Source organism: Nonomuraea sp. NPDC051941, from assembly GCF_044593615.1.
In genome coordinates this window covers 398,197-416,121 of the sequence record NZ_JBIUCF010000002.1, presented here as the reverse complement: position 1 = coordinate 416,121, position 17,925 = coordinate 398,197, and the positions used below count along the sequence as shown (strand labels likewise).

At 68.9% G+C, this 17,925-nt stretch carries 22 protein-coding genes and 1 riboswitch; of the genes, 16 read left to right on the top strand and 6 right to left on the bottom strand.

Features of this window, described 5'->3' with window-relative positions:
• Positions 1 to 24 precede the first annotated feature (24 nt).
• From ACIHFD_RS05750 to ACIHFD_RS05740, 3 genes are all read left to right on the top strand, one after another.
• A complete protein-coding gene (locus ACIHFD_RS05750) occupies positions 25 to 225 on the top strand; it encodes a DUF5302 domain-containing protein (RefSeq protein WP_397365778.1) in 201 nt (66 codons plus the stop codon).
• 166 nt (positions 226 to 391) lie between these two features.
• A riboswitch (cyclic di-AMP (ydaO/yuaA leader) is annotated at positions 392 to 527 on the top strand.
• Between the two features lie 186 nt (positions 528 to 713).
• A complete protein-coding gene (locus ACIHFD_RS05745; RefSeq protein WP_397365777.1) occupies positions 714 to 1,406 on the top strand; it encodes a hypothetical protein in 693 nt (230 codons plus the stop codon).
• Positions 1,407 to 1,444: 38 nt separating this feature from the next.
• Positions 1,445 to 2,290 (top strand): alpha/beta fold hydrolase, encoded by an 846-nt coding sequence (locus tag ACIHFD_RS05740; RefSeq protein ID WP_397365776.1) that lies wholly within the window; start codon positions 1,445 to 1,447, stop codon positions 2,288 to 2,290.
• Here the strand turns inward: ACIHFD_RS05740 and ACIHFD_RS05735 are convergent.
• Both ACIHFD_RS05735 and ACIHFD_RS05730 read right to left on the bottom strand, forming a co-directional pair.
• Positions 2,287 to 3,501, bottom strand: coding sequence for an aminotransferase class III-fold pyridoxal phosphate-dependent enzyme (locus ACIHFD_RS05735; protein WP_319719253.1), 1,215 nt, complete (start codon positions 3,499 to 3,501; stop codon positions 2,287 to 2,289). The genes ACIHFD_RS05740 and ACIHFD_RS05735 overlap by 4 nt on opposite strands.
• Complete coding sequence (locus ACIHFD_RS05730) at positions 3,498 to 4,415, bottom strand: carbohydrate kinase family protein (RefSeq protein ID WP_397365775.1); 918 nt, start codon at positions 4,413 to 4,415, stop codon at positions 3,498 to 3,500. The genes ACIHFD_RS05735 and ACIHFD_RS05730 overlap by 4 nt, the downstream gene beginning before the upstream one ends.
• Before the next feature lie 46 nt (positions 4,416 to 4,461).
• Here ACIHFD_RS05730 and ACIHFD_RS05725 point away from each other — a divergent pair, with 46 nt between their 5' ends.
• On the top strand, positions 4,462 to 5,046 hold the full coding sequence (locus ACIHFD_RS05725) for a TetR/AcrR family transcriptional regulator (protein WP_397365774.1): 585 nt from the start codon (positions 4,462 to 4,464) through the stop codon (positions 5,044 to 5,046).
• 40 nt (positions 5,047 to 5,086) lie between these two features.
• The gene (locus ACIHFD_RS05720) at positions 5,087 to 5,722 is read left to right on the top strand and encodes a class II aldolase/adducin family protein (RefSeq protein WP_397365773.1); all 636 of its coding nucleotides are present in this window, start codon (positions 5,087 to 5,089) and stop codon (positions 5,720 to 5,722) included.
• On the opposite strand, the gene ACIHFD_RS05715 is transcribed toward ACIHFD_RS05720, so the two are convergent.
• Positions 5,717 to 7,243, bottom strand: a complete 1,527-nt coding sequence (locus tag ACIHFD_RS05715) for a DUF885 domain-containing protein (protein WP_397365772.1) — start codon at positions 7,241 to 7,243, stop codon at positions 5,717 to 5,719. The two genes, ACIHFD_RS05720 and ACIHFD_RS05715, sit on opposite strands and share 6 nt — an antisense overlap.
• A 64-nt stretch (positions 7,244 to 7,307) precedes the next feature.
• Between ACIHFD_RS05715 and ACIHFD_RS05710 the strand changes: the two genes are divergently transcribed.
• The gene (locus ACIHFD_RS05710; protein ID WP_350728191.1) at positions 7,308 to 8,516 is read left to right on the top strand and encodes a DUF4032 domain-containing protein; all 1,209 of its coding nucleotides are present in this window, start codon (positions 7,308 to 7,310) and stop codon (positions 8,514 to 8,516) included.
• On the opposite strand, the gene ACIHFD_RS05705 is transcribed toward ACIHFD_RS05710, so the two are convergent.
• On the bottom strand, positions 8,510 to 9,112 hold the full coding sequence (locus ACIHFD_RS05705; RefSeq protein ID WP_397365771.1) for an NAD(P)-dependent oxidoreductase: 603 nt from the start codon (positions 9,110 to 9,112) through the stop codon (positions 8,510 to 8,512). The two genes, ACIHFD_RS05710 and ACIHFD_RS05705, sit on opposite strands and share 7 nt — an antisense overlap.
• Positions 9,113 to 9,166: 54 nt before the next feature.
• Between ACIHFD_RS05705 and ACIHFD_RS05700 the strand changes: the two genes are divergently transcribed.
• The 10 genes from ACIHFD_RS05700 (at position 9,167) to ACIHFD_RS05655 (ending at position 17,007) form a co-directional block, all read left to right on the top strand.
• Entirely contained in the window at positions 9,167 to 9,517 is a 351-nt protein-coding gene (locus tag ACIHFD_RS05700; protein ID WP_397365770.1) for a winged helix-turn-helix transcriptional regulator, read from the top strand.
• Between the two features lie 250 nt (positions 9,518 to 9,767).
• Positions 9,768 to 10,316, top strand: a complete 549-nt coding sequence (locus ACIHFD_RS05695; RefSeq protein ID WP_397365769.1) for an RNA polymerase sigma factor — start codon at positions 9,768 to 9,770, stop codon at positions 10,314 to 10,316.
• Positions 10,313 to 11,230, top strand: a complete 918-nt coding sequence (locus ACIHFD_RS05690; protein WP_397365768.1) for a hypothetical protein — start codon at positions 10,313 to 10,315, stop codon at positions 11,228 to 11,230. The genes ACIHFD_RS05695 and ACIHFD_RS05690 overlap by 4 nt, the downstream gene beginning before the upstream one ends.
• A gap of 172 nt (positions 11,231 to 11,402) precedes the next feature.
• A complete protein-coding gene (ngcE, locus tag ACIHFD_RS05685) occupies positions 11,403 to 12,842 on the top strand; it encodes an N-acetylglucosamine/diacetylchitobiose ABC transporter substrate-binding protein (protein WP_397365767.1) in 1,440 nt (479 codons plus the stop codon).
• A 4-nt stretch (positions 12,843 to 12,846) separates the two neighbouring features.
• Entirely contained in the window at positions 12,847 to 13,761 is a 915-nt protein-coding gene (locus ACIHFD_RS05680; protein WP_350728185.1) for a sugar ABC transporter permease, read from the top strand.
• On the top strand, positions 13,762 to 14,607 hold the full coding sequence (locus tag ACIHFD_RS05675) for a carbohydrate ABC transporter permease (RefSeq protein WP_363981726.1): 846 nt from the start codon (positions 13,762 to 13,764) through the stop codon (positions 14,605 to 14,607). It abuts the gene before it with no gap.
• 9 nt (positions 14,608 to 14,616) lie between these two features.
• Entirely contained in the window at positions 14,617 to 14,877 is a 261-nt protein-coding gene (locus ACIHFD_RS05670; protein ID WP_185067795.1) for a 4a-hydroxytetrahydrobiopterin dehydratase, read from the top strand.
• Between the two features lie 95 nt (positions 14,878 to 14,972).
• The gene (locus ACIHFD_RS05665; protein ID WP_397365766.1) at positions 14,973 to 15,545 is read left to right on the top strand and encodes a superoxide dismutase family protein; all 573 of its coding nucleotides are present in this window, start codon (positions 14,973 to 14,975) and stop codon (positions 15,543 to 15,545) included.
• Between the two features lie 92 nt (positions 15,546 to 15,637).
• Positions 15,638 to 16,681, top strand: a complete 1,044-nt coding sequence (locus ACIHFD_RS05660) for a low temperature requirement protein A (RefSeq protein ID WP_397365765.1) — start codon at positions 15,638 to 15,640, stop codon at positions 16,679 to 16,681.
• Entirely contained in the window at positions 16,678 to 17,007 is a 330-nt protein-coding gene (locus tag ACIHFD_RS05655) for a nuclear transport factor 2 family protein (RefSeq protein WP_397365764.1), read from the top strand. The genes ACIHFD_RS05660 and ACIHFD_RS05655 overlap by 4 nt, the downstream gene beginning before the upstream one ends.
• On the opposite strand, the gene ACIHFD_RS05650 is transcribed toward ACIHFD_RS05655, so the two are convergent.
• On the bottom strand, positions 17,000 to 17,359 hold the full coding sequence (locus tag ACIHFD_RS05650; RefSeq protein WP_397365763.1) for a hypothetical protein: 360 nt from the start codon (positions 17,357 to 17,359) through the stop codon (positions 17,000 to 17,002). The genes ACIHFD_RS05655 and ACIHFD_RS05650 overlap by 8 nt on opposite strands.
• Positions 17,356 to 17,895 (bottom strand): MarR family winged helix-turn-helix transcriptional regulator, encoded by a 540-nt coding sequence (locus tag ACIHFD_RS05645; protein WP_397365762.1) that lies wholly within the window; start codon positions 17,893 to 17,895, stop codon positions 17,356 to 17,358. Before ACIHFD_RS05645 ends, ACIHFD_RS05650 begins: the two co-directional genes overlap by 4 nt.
• Positions 17,896 to 17,925: the final 30 nt, after the last annotated feature.

The following is a 17,925-nucleotide window of genomic DNA, read 5'->3' as shown; positions in this document are numbered from 1 at the left end:
GTCCCCAACACCATGGAGGTCCTCATGGCGGAAACACCGGAGCCGGAAGTCAGCGAGACTCCCGAGGACGAGATGAAGCGCAGGTTCCGCGAGGCGCTGGAGCGCAAGCGTAACCAGCACGCGGACTCGGGCGCGGGTGGCAAGGGCGGCGACCCATCGAAGATCCACGGGGCGCACGGTCCGGCTGCGAGTAAAAGATCGTTCAGGCGCAAGAGCGGCGGCTGAGGCCGGGAATTTCAAGGGGGTACGGCAATGCCGTGCCCCCTTTCTCTATGCCGGAGGCAGGTAGATCTTTACACCGATTCATGACGAACTGTTTGTGTTTGTCCGGAATACGTGGTTAGAGTGATGCCCACTTACCAGCCGGTGGCGTGGACCACACAAGGGAACCAGCCGGCTGGCGCCTAATCCCGATCACTCGGGAGCCGGGGACCCACCTCCCTGGGGTGAATCCGACCTTGCGTCGGTAGGGCAACTCCACCGCCCGAACCCGTCAGCTAACCCGGTAGGCGAGATGGAGAGGACTTATGCAGAACTTGAATGATCACGTAGAACACCCATACAGCGTGATGACGGCCGCCCTCTGAGCGGTCCCTTCTCCAGGTTCGTTTCGCGCTCCGCGTAGCTTTCCCCCTGTCAGGTGCTTTCCCCTGCTACGCCCTTTTTCAAGCGAGCGCAATCTCCCTGCCCCCTCGCGAAGGACTGTACTTTTCATGTCTGCACGTTCTGGTTTGCGTACCCTCGCTCTGCTCACCGCCTCCACCGTCGGCGCGCTCACCATCGCCGGCACCGCGGCCCACGCCGACTCCAACACGGACGAGAAGGTCCTGCTCAAGGGCTCGACCACCGCTTCGTACTTCTGGGACGACTCCTCCGGCCGCGCCGGGGACACCGGTCTGCCCGCCAGCGGCAAGCCCATGCAGAAAGGTCTGGCCGCCAGCCCGAGCTGGCCGCTCATGACCGAGGGATACGTGATCCACGACGGCAAGAAGCTGCCCTTCTTCGTCGGCGACCGCGGTCCGGGCGTGCCCTCCAACAACGGCGTCATGCTCGACCTGGACGGCAAGACGTTCGCGGAGCTGACCGGCGGCTCGTTCAACATGGAGACGCTCGGCGTCGACGGCGTCGGCGGCCAGGGGCACATCAAGGTCGACTACGTCATCACCAAGTGGGGCAACGGTCCCGGCAAGAAGAACTACCCGGTCCCGTTCTCGACCGGCGCCTGGTCCGAGCGCGACGACAACCCGGCCGAGCCCCCGGCGGCCGGTGCGGCCGTGCCGCCGCCGGCGCGCGAGGCCGGAGAGTGGAGCGCCAGCACGGGCGCCGTCGTCGCCAGCGCCGTGGCCGCGGTGGGCGGCGGCGTGGTGCTCGCCAGCGACCGCGTTCGCAATCTTCTCAAGGGCTGAACTTTACGGACCTGGACCAGAATGTCATTCTGGTCCTCGTGACCACCCGCGTAGCCGCGAACGGCATCGAAATCGCCTACGAGAGCTTCGGCTCGCACGAGGGGCGCCCCCTGCTCCTCATCATGGGGCTCGGCGCGCAGCTCATCCACTGGGATGAAGGGCTCTGCGCGCTGCTGGCGGACCAGGGACACCACGTCGTACGGTTCGACAACCGCGACGCCGGTCTCTCCACACACTTCCACGACAAGGGCGTTCCCGCGATGGGGGCGCCCTCGCCGTATCTGCTGGACGACCTGGCCGACGACTCGGCGGGACTCATGGACGCGCTGGGCTGGCCGGCCGCCCACGTGGTCGGGGCGTCGATGGGCGGCATGATCGCCCAGGCGCTGGCCATCCGCCACCCGGACCGGGTGCTGACCCTGACCTCGATCATGTCCACCCCCGGCCCCTCGGCGGCCCCGCCCACCGAGGCCGCGCTCGCCACCCTCATGGCCGCGCCCCCCGCCGACCGCGAAGCGGTCCAGGCCCAGGCGGTGCGGACCTGGTCGGTCATCGGCTCGCCCGGATACGAGCTGGACCGCGAGCGGATCACCCTGCTGGCCGGACTCGCGTTCGACCGCTGCTTCGACCCCGGCGGGACGGCCCGGCAGCTCGCCGCCATCATGGCCTCGGGCGACCGCACGGCGGGGCTCGCCGGGGTGCGGGTGCCCACGCTGGTGCTGCACGGGGAGGCGGACCAGCTCGTCCCCGTCGCCGGTGGCCACGCCACAGCCGCGGCCGTGGCGGGCGCCCGGCTGGTGACCTACCCGGGCATGGGCCACGACCTGCCGCGCCCGCTCTGGCCGTCCGTCGTGGCCGAGATCAGCAAGCTCACCGCTCCCTAGCCGAAGTGGGCACGGGTCTCCGCGAACGCCTGGTCCGTGCCCTCCAGCGCCCTGGCCACGTCGGCCTCCGTGTGCGCGGCCGACATGAACCAGTTGTGCCACGGGTGCAGGTAGACCCCGTGCCGCAGGCAGGCGTCGCTCCACCACATCGCGACGGAGAGGTCGGCGTCCCCGTCGAAGCTGAGCCACGGGATCGTGACGGGTCCTGTCTGGTTCACCACGAACCCGTGGGACTTGGCCTGCGCGTAAAGCCCCTCGCGGAGCTGCGTGCCCGCGCGTTCCATGGCGCCGATGCCGTCCGTGTCGCGTAGCGTCTCGATGGTCGCCTTGGCCGCCGCCATGGCGACCGCCGAGAACCAGAACGACCCCGTCGAGTACAGCGTCTGCGCCGGTCCGCGCAGCGCGTCCGTGCCGGTGACGGCGGCGATCGGGTAGCCGTTCGCCATGGCCTTCGACCAGGCGGTCAGGTCGGGCCGCACCCCGTACGGCTCCCAGGACCCCCGCAGGTCGACCCGGAACCCGGCCCGCACGTCGTCGATCACCAGCGCGGCCCCGAGCCGGTCGGCCAGGGCGCGGGCGCCCCGCGCGAAGGCGGGCTCCACCAGCTCCTGGTCCTCGAACGAGTCGTGCTTGAACGGCGTCACGATGATCGCCGCCACGTCGCCCTCCACGGTCGCCGCCGCGGCCTCCAAGGACTCGAGTGAGTTGTACGTGAACTCCACCAGGTCGGCCCGCTCGTTGGGCGTCGTGCCCGCCAGGGAGGGCGTGCACCAGGGGTCCGCCCCGTGGTAGGCGCCGTGCGCCATCAGGACCTTGGTCCGCCCGGTGGCGGCGCGGGCGACCATGAGCGCCTGCGTGGTGGCGTCGGTGCCGTTCTTGGAGAACATCGCCCAGTCGGCGCTGGGCACGGTGTCCACCAGCAGCTCGGCCAGCTCCACCATGATCGGGCCGGGGCCGTTGAGGCAGTCGCCGAGCGCGGCCTGCCGGGCGGCCGCCTCCTCCACGCGCGGGTGGCGGTGGCCGAGCACGACCGGGCCCCAGCTGCACATGAAGTCGATGTACTCGCGACCGTCAACGTCCCACTGGCGGCAGCCCTCGCCGCGTTCGAAGAACTGCGGGAAGCCGGGGGCGAAGAGGGCGGCGTTGAGGTGGCCGTACATGCCGCCGGGGACGACCTTCAGTGCGCGCTGACGGAGTTCTGCGTCGGTCATCCGAGAGTCCTTAGAGTCGAGTCGAGATCGATGAGGCCGGCGTCCGAGCCGAGCCCGGTGGCGACGCGGGCGGCGGCGGCCGTGCCCCAGCGGGCCGCGGTCAGCACGTCCTGCCCGTGCAGGAGGCCCGTCAGGAACCCCGCGCAGTACGCGTCCCCGCAGCCGGTCGTGTCCGAGACGTCCACCTTGAGTGCGGGCACCGTCTCCGCGCCTTCCGCAGTGACCACCAGGCTGCCCGCGGCCCCCAGCGTGACGAGCACGCCGCGCGGCCCGTCGGCCAGCAGCGCCCGGGCGGCCTCGCCGACGTCGGAGGCGCCGGTCATGAGGAGGGCCTGCGACTCGTTCGGCAGCACGTAGTCCACGTGCGGCAGGAAAGCGCGGGCCATTCCCAATAAGTCGGGCATCTCCGAGAGGAGGTCCATGGTGATGACGGTGCCGGACGCGCGTACCTCGTCCAGGAGGGCGAAGAACGCCGGGTCGCCGAGGCCGAAGGTGACGTCCATCCCGCCCAGGTGGATCGCCCGGACGCCGCGCAGCACGTCGGGGTCGAGGTCCGCGTACGTCACGCTGAGGTTGGCCCCCGGCACGTGGAAGCTGGGCCGCCCGCCGTCGAGCCTGATGGGCAGGATCGACGCGGCCGTCTGCTCGCCCGCCCTGCGCACGAGGCGCGAGACGTCGACGCCGCGCTTGGCGAGCACCGCCACCAGGAAGTCACCCAACTCGTCGTCGCCGGCGGCTCCCATGGTGATCACGGGGTTGCCCAGCTTGACCAGGTCGACGGCGGTTCCGGCGGCGGCGCCGGCGGCGGTGAGGCGGATCTGCTCCACCAGTACGGTGTCCTGGCCCTCGGGGATGTGATCGATGGGCCTGGCGAGAATGTCGACGATGTGGACGCCGACGGTGGCGACGGTCATAGTCTAAATAGACAGACGTCCGAATAAAAAGTCAATGGAGGAGCCGATGCCCAAGATCGTCGATCACGACGAGCGCCGGCGCGAGGTCCTGTCAGCCGCCCGCCGGGTGATCGTCAGGGACGGGATCGACGCCGCCACCACGCGGGCCATCGCCAAAGAGGCCGGATACTCCAACGGCGTGCTCGCCCACTACTTCGCCGACAAGGACGAGATCCTCCTGTCTGCGCTGCGCCAGTCGCACCAGCGCATCCGCGACCGGCTGACCCGCAAGGTCGAGGGCGCGACCGGGCTGGCCGCGCTGCGCGAGCTGCTGCTGGACAACCTGCCGCTGGACGCCGAGCGCACCCAGGAGTCGCGCCTGGAGGTCAGCTTCTGGAGCCGCAGCCTGGCCTCGGAGCGCCTGGCCGAGGTCCAGCGCACGGAGGCGGACGAGCTGCGCGCCGCCGTACGCGACCTGCTGGCGCAGGCCCGCGCGGCGGGTGAGCTGCGCACCGAGGACAACCTGGACGACCTCACCGAGCACCTGCTCGCCCTGGTCGACGGCCTCAGCCTGCACCTGCTCCTCTACCCGGGCCGGCTCAAGCGCGTCGACGTCGAGCGCCTCATGCTCCAGGCGCTGGATCGTTTGTGACCGTTGATGTATTTCGGACGACCGACTACATTTGCCGCGCATGAGCCTGCGCGAGCAGTTGTGCGAGTACGGCCGGCGCGCGGTCGAGCTCGGCCTGGTCATCGGCACGTCCGGCAACCTGAGCGTGCGTGAAGGGGATCTGGTCGCGGTCACCCCCTCGGGGGCGGCGCTCGACCGGCTGACCCCGGAGATGTGCCCGGTCGTGGACGTCGAGGGCTACCTCGTCGAGGGCGACCTGCAGCCGTCCAGCGAGACCCCCATGCACCTGGCCGTCTACGCGACCACGGACGCCAAGGCCATCGTGCACACGCACTCGGTGTTCGGCACGATCGTGGCCACGACGATGACCGAGCTGCCGCCCGTGCACTACAACGCGCTGCTGCTCGGCGGCGTGGTCAAGGTGGCCGAGTACGCCACGTACGGCACGCCCGAGCTGGCCGCCAACGTCCGGGCGGCGATGGAGGGCAAGAAGGCCGCCCTGATGGCCAACCACGGCGGGGTGACCGTCGGGGCGACGCTGGAGGAGGCGTTCGAGGCCACCCGGCTGCTGGAGTGGCTGTGCGAGGTCTACGTCCGGGGGCTCAGCGTGGGCAAGCCGGCCATCCTCACGAACGAGCAGCTCAACGCGGTGATCGAGCGCGCGCTGAACCCCCCGACGTTCCCTCGCCGTCTATGAGAGCGCCGCCTGCTCCGCCAGGCCCAGCGGCAGCCCGCCCGACCCGGCGATCCGGTCGTGGAACTCCTTCAGCGACCCCTGGAACGACTCCCGGATGCGGTCGATCTCGATCGCGCCCGTGAGATAGGAGGGCGCCTGCGTAGGCCACGCGCAGTAGCGGTTCACCTCGCCCTGAGCGGTGCCCGGCGACAGCGACGCCCTGGTCGCCATGAACGTCTCCGCCTCCTCGATCGACATGTCCTCGCAGTGCAGCGCGGTGTCCACGACGATCCTGGCGGCGCGGAAGATCCGGCAGTCCAGGTGGGCCAGCTCGGTGGCGGGGGTGTCGAAGTAGCCCTGCTCGTGCAGGAGCTTCTCGACGTACAGGGCCCAGCCCTCGGTGAAGTACGGGGTGCGGAAGACCTTCCTGGCAGTACGGGGATTGCCCGCCATGTACGACAGGTGCCAGTGATGCCCCGGGTAGGCCTCGTGCACGGCGATCGAGGGCATCTGGGCCCGCGAGTTCGTACGGAGGCGCTGGCGTACCTGCTCGGGGGTGAAGTCGTCGGGCGTGTAGGGGACGAAGAAGACGCCCTTGCGCGAGGCGCTCAGCGGGGGCGGCGCCAGGTAGTGGGCGACGGACAGCACCGGTCGGGTGTACTCGGCGGACGGGAGCACGTCGCACTCCTCGCCGTCGGCGAACGTGACCAGGTCCCGCTCCCGCACGAACTCCCTGGCCCGCTGGGTCTCGGCCGCGTACTCGGCCCGCATGTCGGCCAGGGTCGGCGGATGGTCGTCCATGAGGAACTCCATCGCCGCCCGCCAGTCCTCGCTGCCGTTGACCCGCAGCGCCACCTGGCGCATCCGCGCGTCCAGCTCGGCCCAGGCGGCCTTGCCCTTCTCGTGCAGCTCGGCGGCGCCGTAGCCGAGCATCTCGCGTTCGCGCAGCAGTGTGGAGTAGAGCTTCTCGCCCATCCGCCAGGTGCCGCCGCACTCGAAGCCTTCGAGGAAGGCGACCAGCTCGTCGAACGCCCGCGCGGCCGGTTCGGCGGCCTCGGCCAGCTTGGCGGCCAGGTCGGGGTCCTCGACCATGGACGGGATCGTACGCGTGAGGAAGTTGCGGCCGGTGCGGGCCTGGCCGAGCCCGCGCTTGATCAGCAGCGGGGCGGCCAGCTCGGGGTCGAGGTTGGCGCGGCAGGCGGCCAGCACGCCGGGCACCTCGGCCAGACGGGAGACGGCCGAGGACACCAGCTCGGGCTCCGGCCTGAGGCGCCGCTGGAACGGCGTGTACATGGAGGAGAAGATCGCGGACAGGTAGACGGCCGGGTCACGCCGCCACTCGGGCCAGGAGGCGAGCGCGGTCGAGCCTCTCAGCTGGGAGAGGACCAGATCTCTGTCGATGGCGTCGTCAAGGGTGGCCGTTTGGAGGGAGGAGAGGCGGTCGAGCCAGCGGGCCTCTTCCCGCTCGCGGGCGGTCCAGCCGGAGGCCGTGAAGTCGCCGAGGGTGTGATCATAACCGTCGGCCCCCAGTAAGCTGGCCACGACGGGACGGTCGGAAAAGTACCACTTGAGAAACTCGTCCACCAATGCACCATATCCTGTGGAAATGCCCCTGCAGATCACTGGCGCGCTAGGCGACCCTGACCTGATCCGCCTCCCTTGGGAGGTCCCCCTCCAAGACTGGCCGCAGTACCATCTCGTGGATCTGCCGCGCGGCATTTCACGGCACGTGGTGCGGTTCGCCCGGCTGTCCGGCAAGGTGTACGCGATCAAGGAGATCAGCGAACGGTACGCCAAGCGTGAATACCAGCTGCTGTGGGACCTGGCCCGCCTCGACGCGCCCGCCGTGGAGCCCGTCGCCTACGTGACCGGCCGCGAGGAAGGGCTGGACGCGGCGCTGATCACCCGGCACCTGCAGTTCTCGCTGCCGTACCGCGCCGTCATGTCGGGCACGCTGCGGCCCGACACGCTCACCCGCCTGCTGGACGCGCTGGCCGTGCTGTTAGTGCGACTGCACCTGAACGGGTTCTACTGGGGCGACTGCTCGCTGTCCAACACGCTGTTCCGCAGGGACGCCGGGGCCTTCGCCGCGTACCTGGTGGACGCCGAGACCGGCGAGATGCACCCGATGATCAGCGAGGGGCAGCGGCTGGCCGACATCGACACCGCGCACATGAACATCTTCGGCGAGATGCTCGACCTGGAGGCCGGCGGGCTGCTGCACCCGTCCATCGACCCCATGGAGACCGCCGAGGACATCGTCACCCGCTACCACCGCCTGTGGGACGAGATCACCCAGAGCGAGATCATCGAGGAGGTCGACTGGCACCGCGTGGAGCAGCGGATCCGCCGGCTGAACCTGCTCGGCTTCGACGTGGCCGAGATGATGGTGCGGCGCAAGGTCGGCACCGGGCGGCTCATCGTACGGCCCAAGGTCGTGGACTCCGGCCACCACCAGCGGCGGCTGCTCCGGCTGACCGGGCTCGACGTGGAGGAGAACCAGGCGCGGCGGCTGCTCAACGACCTCGACGGGTTCAGGGTGGCCAAGGGGCTGCGGCACGAGGACGAGGCCATCGTGGCGCACCGGTGGCTGGCGGAGATATTCCAGCCGACGGTCGAGGCCATCCCCGCGGAGCTGCGCGGCAAGCTGGAGCCCGCGCAGCTCTTCCACGAGATACTCGACCACCGCTGGTACCTGTCCGAGGAGACGGGCGCGGACGTGGGGCTGGCCGCGGCCGTGAAGTCGTACGTGGACAACGTGCTCGTCCACAAGCCCGACGAGAAGGCGCTGCTCCCGGAGGAGGCGGCTCAGTAGGCCACAGTGATGCGCTTGCGCGGGTGGGCGCCGTTCTCCAGCTCGTCCGCGACGGCGACCGCGTAGTCCTCGGCCGAGATGAAGCTGCGGCCCTCGGGGTCGGCGAGCAGCGTGTCGCCGCCGATGCGGTAGACGCCGGTGCGCTCGCCCGGCGCGATCTCCGCGGCCGGTGAGATGTACGTCCAGTCCAGGTCCTCGACCTCCCGGTAGAGGCCGAGGGCCGACCTCTGGGCCTTGGACTCCTTTTTGTAGAGCTCCGGGAAGTCGGGCGTGTCGACCAGGTCCTGTCCCGGCGCGATCTGGAGGCTGCCGGCGCCGCCCACGACGATCAGCCTGCGTACGCCGGCGGCGCGCACGCCCTCGATGAGCGCGCGGTTGGCGTCCAGGAACGGCGGCTCGGGCTCGGTGCCGTCGCGGGGCGGGGCGATGGCGGAGACGACGGCGTCGTAGTCCTTGGCCAGGGTGGCTGCGTCGTGGACGTCACCCTTGACGGGGCCCTTGCGGCTGACGGCGGTCACCTGGTGGCCGCGATTCGCGAGCTCGGCGGCTATGCGCTGGCCGATCATGCCGGTCGCGCCAAAGAGCAGGATCTTCATGTGCGCAAGAGTATCCATCGGATACTGGTTACTTCATCGTGCTATAAGTACCTTATGGATACTGGCGATGTCTTCGACCCTAACTGTCCGACCCGGGTGGTTCTGGATCGGATCGGCGATAAATGGTCGGTGCTGGTACTCCTCAGTCTCGTCCACGGCCCCATGCGCTTCACCGCCCTCCGGGGTCGGATCGGCGGGGTCACCCCCAAGGTGCTGACGCAGACGTTGCGGGCCATGGAGACGGACGGGCTGGTGACGCGGGAGGTGTTCGCGGAGGTGCCGCCGCGGGTGGAGTACGAGTTGACGTCCCTGGGGCGCTCACTGCACGAGCCGATCTCGGCGGTGGCGGCATGGGCCGAGGGCCACATAACCGAAATCCTCACCCACCGCACCCAATCCACCTAACCTCCACCCGGCCCCCTCACCGCCCCACCCCCTCACCACCTCACCGCCCGTCCCTCACCCCTCGTCCCCGCTCCTCACCACCGCACCGTCGGCTCCCCACCACCGCACCCCGCCCCTCAACGGCCCGCCATCGCCGCTCGCCGCCGCCCCCCTCGCGTTGTTGCGCGCTTCCGTAGTCGAGGGCGGTCGGTAATGGTGGCGGGAATCCGGACATGGGGTGAGTGGTGGTGGACCACAGTGAGGAGAACGGATGGGAGTCGATCCCGAAAGCCGGTTCGAGGCGATATACGAAGCGGCATACCCCCAACTGCTCGGATACGCCTTACGCCGATGCCCGGACCCGGACGACGCGGCCGATGTCGTGGCGGAGACGTTCATGGTCGCGTGGCGCCGGATAGAGGAGGTGCCCGAAGGCGACGAGGCGAGGTTGTGGCTCTTCGGTGTGGCCAGGAGGGTGCTGGCCAACCAGCGGCGCGGTGAGCGGCGGCATGAGCAGCGCACCGCCGCCCTGCGCGAGCAGCTGGCCGCCTCGCCGCTCGTCGCCGAGTTGCCATTGCCCGGCGACGACCTCTCGCAGATGGGCAAGGTGTTCCGGGCCCTGTCCGAGGACGACAGGGAGTTGCTCGCTCTGGTCGCGTGGGAGCGGCTGGATCCGGGTCAGATCGCCAAGATCCTCGGCATCTCGCGCAACGCCGTGCGGGTCAGGCTCTTCCGTGCGCGAAAACGCTTCGCCCGTGGCCTGGCCGAGGCCGGGGTCGAGTACTCGAATGCCGTCGCGATCGAAGGGAGCAGCCTGTGAGCATCCGAAGGGAGCAGCCCGTGAACATCGCCGAGCTCGCCCGCGTACGGGACGAGGATCTGGCCGAGGACCCGGTGGGGCAGGCGTCCGGCGCGGGGGCGCGGGCGCTGATGGAGTCGATCATGGCCGAGGAGCGGGTGCCGGCGCGGAGACGTTCGCCGCGCAGAGGGCGGTGGCTCGGGCTGGCCGTGGTGGCGGTCGCGGCGTCCGTCGTGCTCGTCGTCGGAGTGCCGTTCGGCGGGCCCGTCACCGAGTACGCCAACGCCGCCGTCTCGGTCAAGGCGGGCGACGACTACCTGGAGGTGGCGATCAACGATCCCGAGGCCGAGGCGGCGCAGTTCACGGAGGCGTTCCGGGCGGTCGGGCTGGACGCCGAGGTGAAGAAGGCGCCGGTGGCGCCGGAGGACGTGGGCCAGCTGGTCGGCCCGGTCATGGACGGAGAGTTCCCGCCAGGCACGGGGGTGACGAGCAGCCGTAAGGAGGACTGCGCTTCCGCCTGGTGCGGCACGGTCTCCATCCCCATCCACTTCAAAGGAAAGGTCATCTTCGGGATCGGCCGACCGGCCGCGCCGGGGGAGCGCTACGCCAGACAGGGCCAGGTCTCCCCGTCCTCCGACGGCGGGCCCATCGACGGCTACAAAGCTCATGGCAAGCGGGTTGCCGAGGTCAGGGCCGATATGGAACGTCTCGGGCTGAAGATCACGTACATAGTGATGTGGACGACCAGTCCCGACGGCAGCGGCGAGGGATACAAAGTGGACGACGCGTACATCAAGGACGACTGGACCGTCGCTTTTGCCAGCAAGACCGCGTCCGACGCCGTCCGATTGACGGTCGAAGCCGGTCCCGGGGTGCCGCTGGGGTCGCTGCCCAAATCAGCCCTGCTCGATGATCCGGGCTGGTGGAAGAACTGAGCCTGGTCTTGCCGTTCACGTTCTGGTCCACGATGCTGGCATCTGTTCAGGCGAGTGGATCACGAGGGAACACGGCAAGGTCACGTCTCGATTGCGCCCCCTTGACGCGCGTCGGCGGCCGTTCGTACGTTCGGGCAAACGTTTAGGAAACTTTCCTAATTCAGGAGCCCTCATGACCCATCCGGGCGAGATCACTCGGCGTCAGCTGCTGCGCCGCCTCGGTATGACCGCGTTCGTCGCCGGCCCTGGTGCGGGCCTCCTGAGCGCCTGCGCCACGGCCGGCACGGGCGGCGAGCCGTCGGCCGCCCCCAGCATCACCGCCTCGGCCGACACCAAGAACCCGTTCGGCGTCGACCCCAAGAAGCCGCTGGAGGTGGTCATCTTCAGCGGCGGGTACGGTGACGCGTACGCCAAGGACCTGCACGAGGAGCTCTACAAGAAGGAGTTCCCCGGCGTGTCGATCAAGCACAACGCCACCCAGCAGATCGGCACCCAGTTACGCCCGCGCTTCGCCGCCGGCGACGTGCCCGACGTGCTCAACAACTCCGGTCCCGACTCGATGGACCTGGCCGCGCTGGCCGCCGAGAACCACCTCGCCGACCTGACCGTGCTCTTCGACGCCCCGTCGATCGACGACCCGGCCAAGAAGATCCGCGACACCGTCACCCCCGCCGTGATCGACAACGCCAAGATCAACGGCAAGGACCTCGTCCTGAACTACACCGTCTCCCACCGCGCGCTCTGGTACAACGCCAAGCTGTTCGCGTCCAAGGGATGGTCGCTGCCGAGGACGTGGGCCGAGTTCACGGCGCTGGGGGACACGGCCAAGCAGGAAGGCATCCTGCTCTTCGCGTACCCGGGGCAGAAGGGGCCGTACTACCAGCTCTGGAACGTCCTCTACACGGCCGCCAAGATCGGCGGGAACCAGGTCATCATCGACATCGACAACCTGGTCGACAACGCCTGGAACGCCGAGCCGATGAAGCAGGCGGTCACGGCCTGGGTGGAGATTCAGGCGAAATATGGCGACAAAGCGTACTTCGGCCTCGACCACACCCAGACCCAGGTCAAGCAGCTCCAGAACAAGCTGCTCTTCTACCCCGTGGGCTCCTGGGTCGAGAACGAGATGGCCAAGGACAAGCCCGACGACTTCGAATACGCCATCGCCCCCATTCCCGACGTCACCGCCGCCGACAAGATGCCGTACGGCGCCATCCAGGTCGGCGTCGGCGAGAACTTCGTCGTCGCGGCCAAGGGCAAGAATCCGCAGGGCGGCCTCGAATACCTGCGCATCATGCTGTCCAAGGACGGCGCGCGCGGATTCACGGAGAAGACCGAGAACCTCACCGTGGTGAACGGCGCCGCCGCCGGACTCGACCTGCCCGCCGGACTGATGAGCGCCGCCAAGGCCCAGGACGCGGCCGGCCAGAACATCATCACCGACGCGCGTTTCGAGGGCTGGTACAAGGAGCTGTTCGACTACGGCACCCAGCAGATCAACGTGGTCATGGCCGGGCGCATCACCCCGGAGAGGTTCTGCGCGAACATGCAGAAGAAGGCCGACGAGATCAAGAAGGACGACGCGGTCGCCAAGCAGACGCGGAGCCAGTGAGCAGATGGAGCGGCTGCGCAAGTACGGGTTCGTCGCCGGATTTCTCGTCGTCCCTCTGGCGCTCTATTCGGTCTTCGTCATCAGCCCCTATGTCCAGGCCTTCCAGCTCTCCCTGACGAGCTGGAACGGATACAGCTCGATCGTGCGGTACGTGGGGCTGGACAACTTCGGCCGGCTGTTCGACGACGAGGTGTTCTGGCAGGCCCTGCGCAACCACGGGATCATGCTGCTCGTGTTGCCGATCGCGACGATCGTCATCGCGCTGTTCCTGTCGTTCCTGCTGAATCTGGGCGGCGGCACGCGCGGCGCGGGCATGAGAGGGGTCTGGGGGTCGAAGTTCTACCGGGTGGTGTTCTTCTTCCCCCAGGTCCTGGCCGTCGCCGTGGTGGGCGTGCTCTTCCAGGCGGTCTACCGCCCCGACGCGGACGGCGTCATCAACGGCGTGCTCGCCAGGTTCGGCGCCGAGCCCGTCGGCTGGCTCACCGAGCCGGACCTCGCCCTCTGGTCGATCATCGCGGTGATGATCTGGCAGGGCGTCGGCTTTTACGTGGTGCTGTTCTCGGCGGGCATGGCGGCCATTCCCAAGGACTATTTCGAGGCCGCCGCGCTGGACGGCGCCGGACGCGTCCGGCTGTTCTTCTCGATAACGCTGCCGCTGCTGCGCGACACCATCCAGGTCGGCTGGATCTACCTGGGGATCGCGGCCTTCGACGGATTCGCTTTGGTGCAGGTGCTGGCCGGCGACAAAGGCGAGCCGGACGGCGCCACGACCATTCTCCCGGTCACCATCTACAAAACGGCTTTCGCCTACAACAAGGTCGGATACGCCTCCGCGATGGGCGTGGCGCTGTTCTTCCTCACCGTGACCTTCGCCGTGCTGACACTGCGGACGACCAGGCGTGAAAGGGTTGAGCTCTAGATGGCCAGAAACAGGCCGCGGCCCGGCGTGCTCAACGGGCTCTCGCACGTGGCGCTGGCCGTCTGGGCGTTACTGATCATCCTGCCCCTGCTGTGGACGTTCCTGGCGTCGTTCAAGAACAACACCGAGATCTTCGGCGACCCGCTGCAACTCCCGGGGGCGCTGCGGCTGGACTCGTGGGGCCGGGCCTGGGACAAGGCGCACATCGGGCAGTACATGCTCAACACCGTGGTCGTCGTCTTCTTCGGCACGGCGGGCACGATGTTGTTCGGGTCGATGGCGGCGTACGTGCTGGCCCGCTACACCTTCATCGGCAACAGGCTGATCTACTACTACTTCGTGGCCGGGCTGGCGTTTCCCGTGTTCCTGGCCCTGGGGCCGCTCTTCTTCGTCGTCAAGCAGTTGGGCCTGCTGAACTCCCACGTCGGGCTCGTTCTCGTTTACATCGCCTATTCCCTGCCCTTCACCGTCTTCTTCCTGGCGGCGTTCTTCCGGACGCTGCCGGAGACCGTCGCCGAGGCGGCGATGATCGACGGCGCCTCGCACACCCGGACGTTCTTCCAGATCATGGTGCCCATGGCCCGGCCCGGCCTGATCAGCATCACCATCTTCAACGTCCTGGGCCAGTGGAACCAGTATCTGCTGCCCCTCGTGCTCCTGGCCGGCGACCCGGACAAATGGGTCCTGACCCAGGGCATCGCCAAGATCTCCACCCTGGCCGGATACGAGGCGGACTGGCCGGGTCTGTTCGCCGCGCTGAGCATGACGATCCTGCCGGTCATGGTCGTCTACATCATCTTCCAACGCCAGATCCAGTCCGGGCTCGGCTCGGGGGCGCTGAAGTAACGTGGCGCCATGAGCGAGAACCTGCCCGAATGGCGTCGCGAGGGCGACGAGATCCGGCGCACGATCGAGGCGCCCGACTTCCCCACGGCCATCCGCATCGTCGACGAGATCGCGGTCAAGGCCGAGGAGCTCAACCACCACCCCGACATCGACATCCGCTGGCGTACTCTCCACCTGGTCCTCACCACCCACGACGCGGGCGGGCTCACCGACCTCGACTTCACGCTGGCGGCCGTCATCGATGACATCGCGGCGAAACACGGCGCCTAACCGCTGAATACTCACCGTAGTAGCTCGATTACTCGTTAGAGTGGGTGCCCTCCCGGAGCCCTCCTGTCGAAGGGGCTCGAACCATGGAGGGTCTCATGCGCGTGCCCGCACTCCTGTTCATCATGCTCACCGCAGCCTGCGCGGGCCCGCCCGCCCCGCTCCAGCAGGCCATGGGCCCCAGCGAGGGTCCCAGCGAGGGGGCCACGAGCGCGGCGATCAGGCTGTCCGGCGAGGGGGAGTTCACCGCCTCCGACACCGCCGCCATCGTCTACGACCGCAAGCTGGTCCCGCAGGGCGCCCAGGGCAGCGCCCACGTCGAGTCGGCCGACGGCCAGACCCGCACGACCCTCGTCGTCGAGGGCCTGCTCCCCAACCGCCACTACGGCGCCCACCTGCACGTCAAGCCCTGCGGGAAGAAGCCCGACGAGGCGGGGCCGCACTACCAGCACAAGGCCGGCGAGATCAGCCCGGCCAGCGAGGTCTGGCTCGACTTCACCACCAACGGTGAGGGTGCGGGCCGCTCGTCCGCCCGCAACGACTGGGTCCTCGACCCGGCCAAACTGCCCGGCTCGCTCGTCATCCACGCCAAGGCCACCAAGACCTCAGGTCCGGAGGTCGGTACGGCGGGGGACCGCGTGGCCTGCCTGACCCTTAAAAAGGTGTCGTAACCACCCAGCCACGGGCATAATTACACAATTACATAACGGAAGGTGTAGTTGTGACCCAGTGGCAGCCCCCTAGATTACGGCTGTTCGAAGACGTGCACCGCAGGGCGACCTGGCTGGAGCTCCTGTACGACCTCGTCTTCGTCGTCGCCGTGGCCGAACTGGCCGATGTGCTCCCCACGAGCCTGCCGGCCTTCGTGGGCCTGTTCGTACCGATCTGGTGGGCCTGGCTGGGCTACGTCTTCTACGCCAACAGGTTCGACACCGACGACGTCAGCCACCGGTTGCTCGCGCTGCCGCAGATCCTGGCCGTGGCGGCCATGGCGGCGAGCGTGAGCGACATCGAGCAGCGTTCCGGACTTTTCGCCATCGCGTATGCGGTGGTAAGAGTGCTGCTGATCGTGGCCTACGTCCGCGCCGGTCGCCACGTGCCCGAGGCCCGGCCCCTGACGACCCGCTACGCCATCGGGTTCACGGTGGCGGTGCTCATCTGGCTGGCCTCGCTCGCCGTCGACCCGCCCCAGCGCTACGCGTTCTGGGCCGTCGCCCTTGCGATCGACCTCGTCACACCCCTGCTGACCCGGCGGGCCCAGGGCAAGCTGCCGCCGCAGTCCGAGCACCTGCCGGAGCGCTTCGGCCTGTTCGTGGTGATCGTCCTGGGCGAGGTCGTGGCGGCGGTCGTCCTCGGGCTGAAGGGCCACGACGTGACGCCGGGCACGCTGCTGATCGCCCTGGCCGGGGTGGCGATCGCGATGGGCTTCTGGTGGCTGTACTTCGGCCACACCGACGAGTCCGTCGTGCTGCGTACCCGGCTGGCCGGACAGGTGTGGGTCTACTCGCATCTGCCGCTTTCGCTGGGACTGGTGGCGTTCGGGATCGGGATCGAACACGCGATCATGGACCCGTCCTCGTCGAGCTGGTCCTTCGGGCTGCCCGCCGCCTTGGTGCTCGCCGTGCTCGGCCTGCAACACCTGTGCTCGTCCGACCGGCGGGCGGGCACCATCCGCCTCGGCGCGGCGGCGCTCACGCTCGCCACCTCGGCGCTTCCCGTGGCCGCCGCGCTGCCCCTGATCATCCTGTACGCCGCGGCGCAGGTCGCGTACGACCTGTTCCGCCCGCAGCCGGAAGGTGTCGCATGACCGCCAAGGACCTGTTCGACCGCCAGCTGGCCGCCATCGCCGACCGCGACCTGGAGGCGCTGCTGGGCCAGTATCACGACGACGCCACGGTCATCCGCTTCGACCGCGTCGCCCGGGGCCCCGCCGAGATCAGGGAGCTGTTCACCGCGTACCTCTCGGCGGAGCCCAAGGTGGACGAGATCGTCTCGGTGCGGACGACCGACGACGTGATCTTCTACAACGCCCTGATGACGATCGCCGGGAACCGCGTCACCACGTACGGCACCCTGGTCGTCAGGGACGGCAGGATCTGGCGGCAGACGGCGGCCGCCGCGCCCGTCACCTGATCGCGGCCGCCATCGGCTGCCACGGCGCCGCGTCGAAGATCAGCATGATCGTGCTGATCTTCCCGTCGCGGAGCCGGAAGTGCTCGGCCGTGCGCTGGATCCCGGCCGGCGTCGCCGTGTGCACGTCGTAGACCAGCGTCGCCTCCGACTCCCCGTACAGCTCGCTGATCATCTCCACCTCCGTCACCACCCGCAGGAAGCCTTCCAGCCCTGCCAGGTGCCCGGCCGGGTCGGCGGAGGAGATGAACGGGCTCCTGAACGAGAACGGCTCGCCGACCAGCGCCGCCGCCTCCCCGACCGCGCCCCGGAAGCGGGCGTCGTGATAGGCCCTGACGACCTCGCGCGCGTTCATCGGGCCTCCTGGGCGGCCAGGTGCTCGGCCAGCCGCTGCTGGTTGTCGGCCAGCCGCAGGCACAGGTGGCGCAGCGACGTCAGCTCCTCGGGGGAGAACCCGCGGAAGATCGCCGCCATGGCGAGCTGCGACGGCCTCCTGAACGCCTCGATCCACGCCCGCCCCTCGGGGGTGATCCGGGCCAGCACCGACCGCCGGTCGCGCCGGTCCTGGACCCGCTGCACGAGCCCGTCCTTCTCAAGGGTGTCGACGAGGCCGGTGGCGTTCCTCGAACTCACGCCCGCCGACTGGGCCAGCTCGCCGATGCTGACGCCGTCGTCGTCCGTGTCACTCAGCCGCAACAGCAGGTCCATCGCCCCGGAGCTGAGCCCGCGGCCCTCGCTGCCGTGGGCGCGCATGCGCTCGATGGCCTGGAAGGCGGTGCGGACGGCGGCGGCGGCTTCGAAGGTGAGGGTGTCGTCGCCGGCGAGCCGGCTCATGGCGGCTCTGGCGTTGGGGTCGTAGAGCAATCCGGTGTCATCATGTTCTAGCTTCATAATGAAGCCGTACTTTATTACGTACTTCCA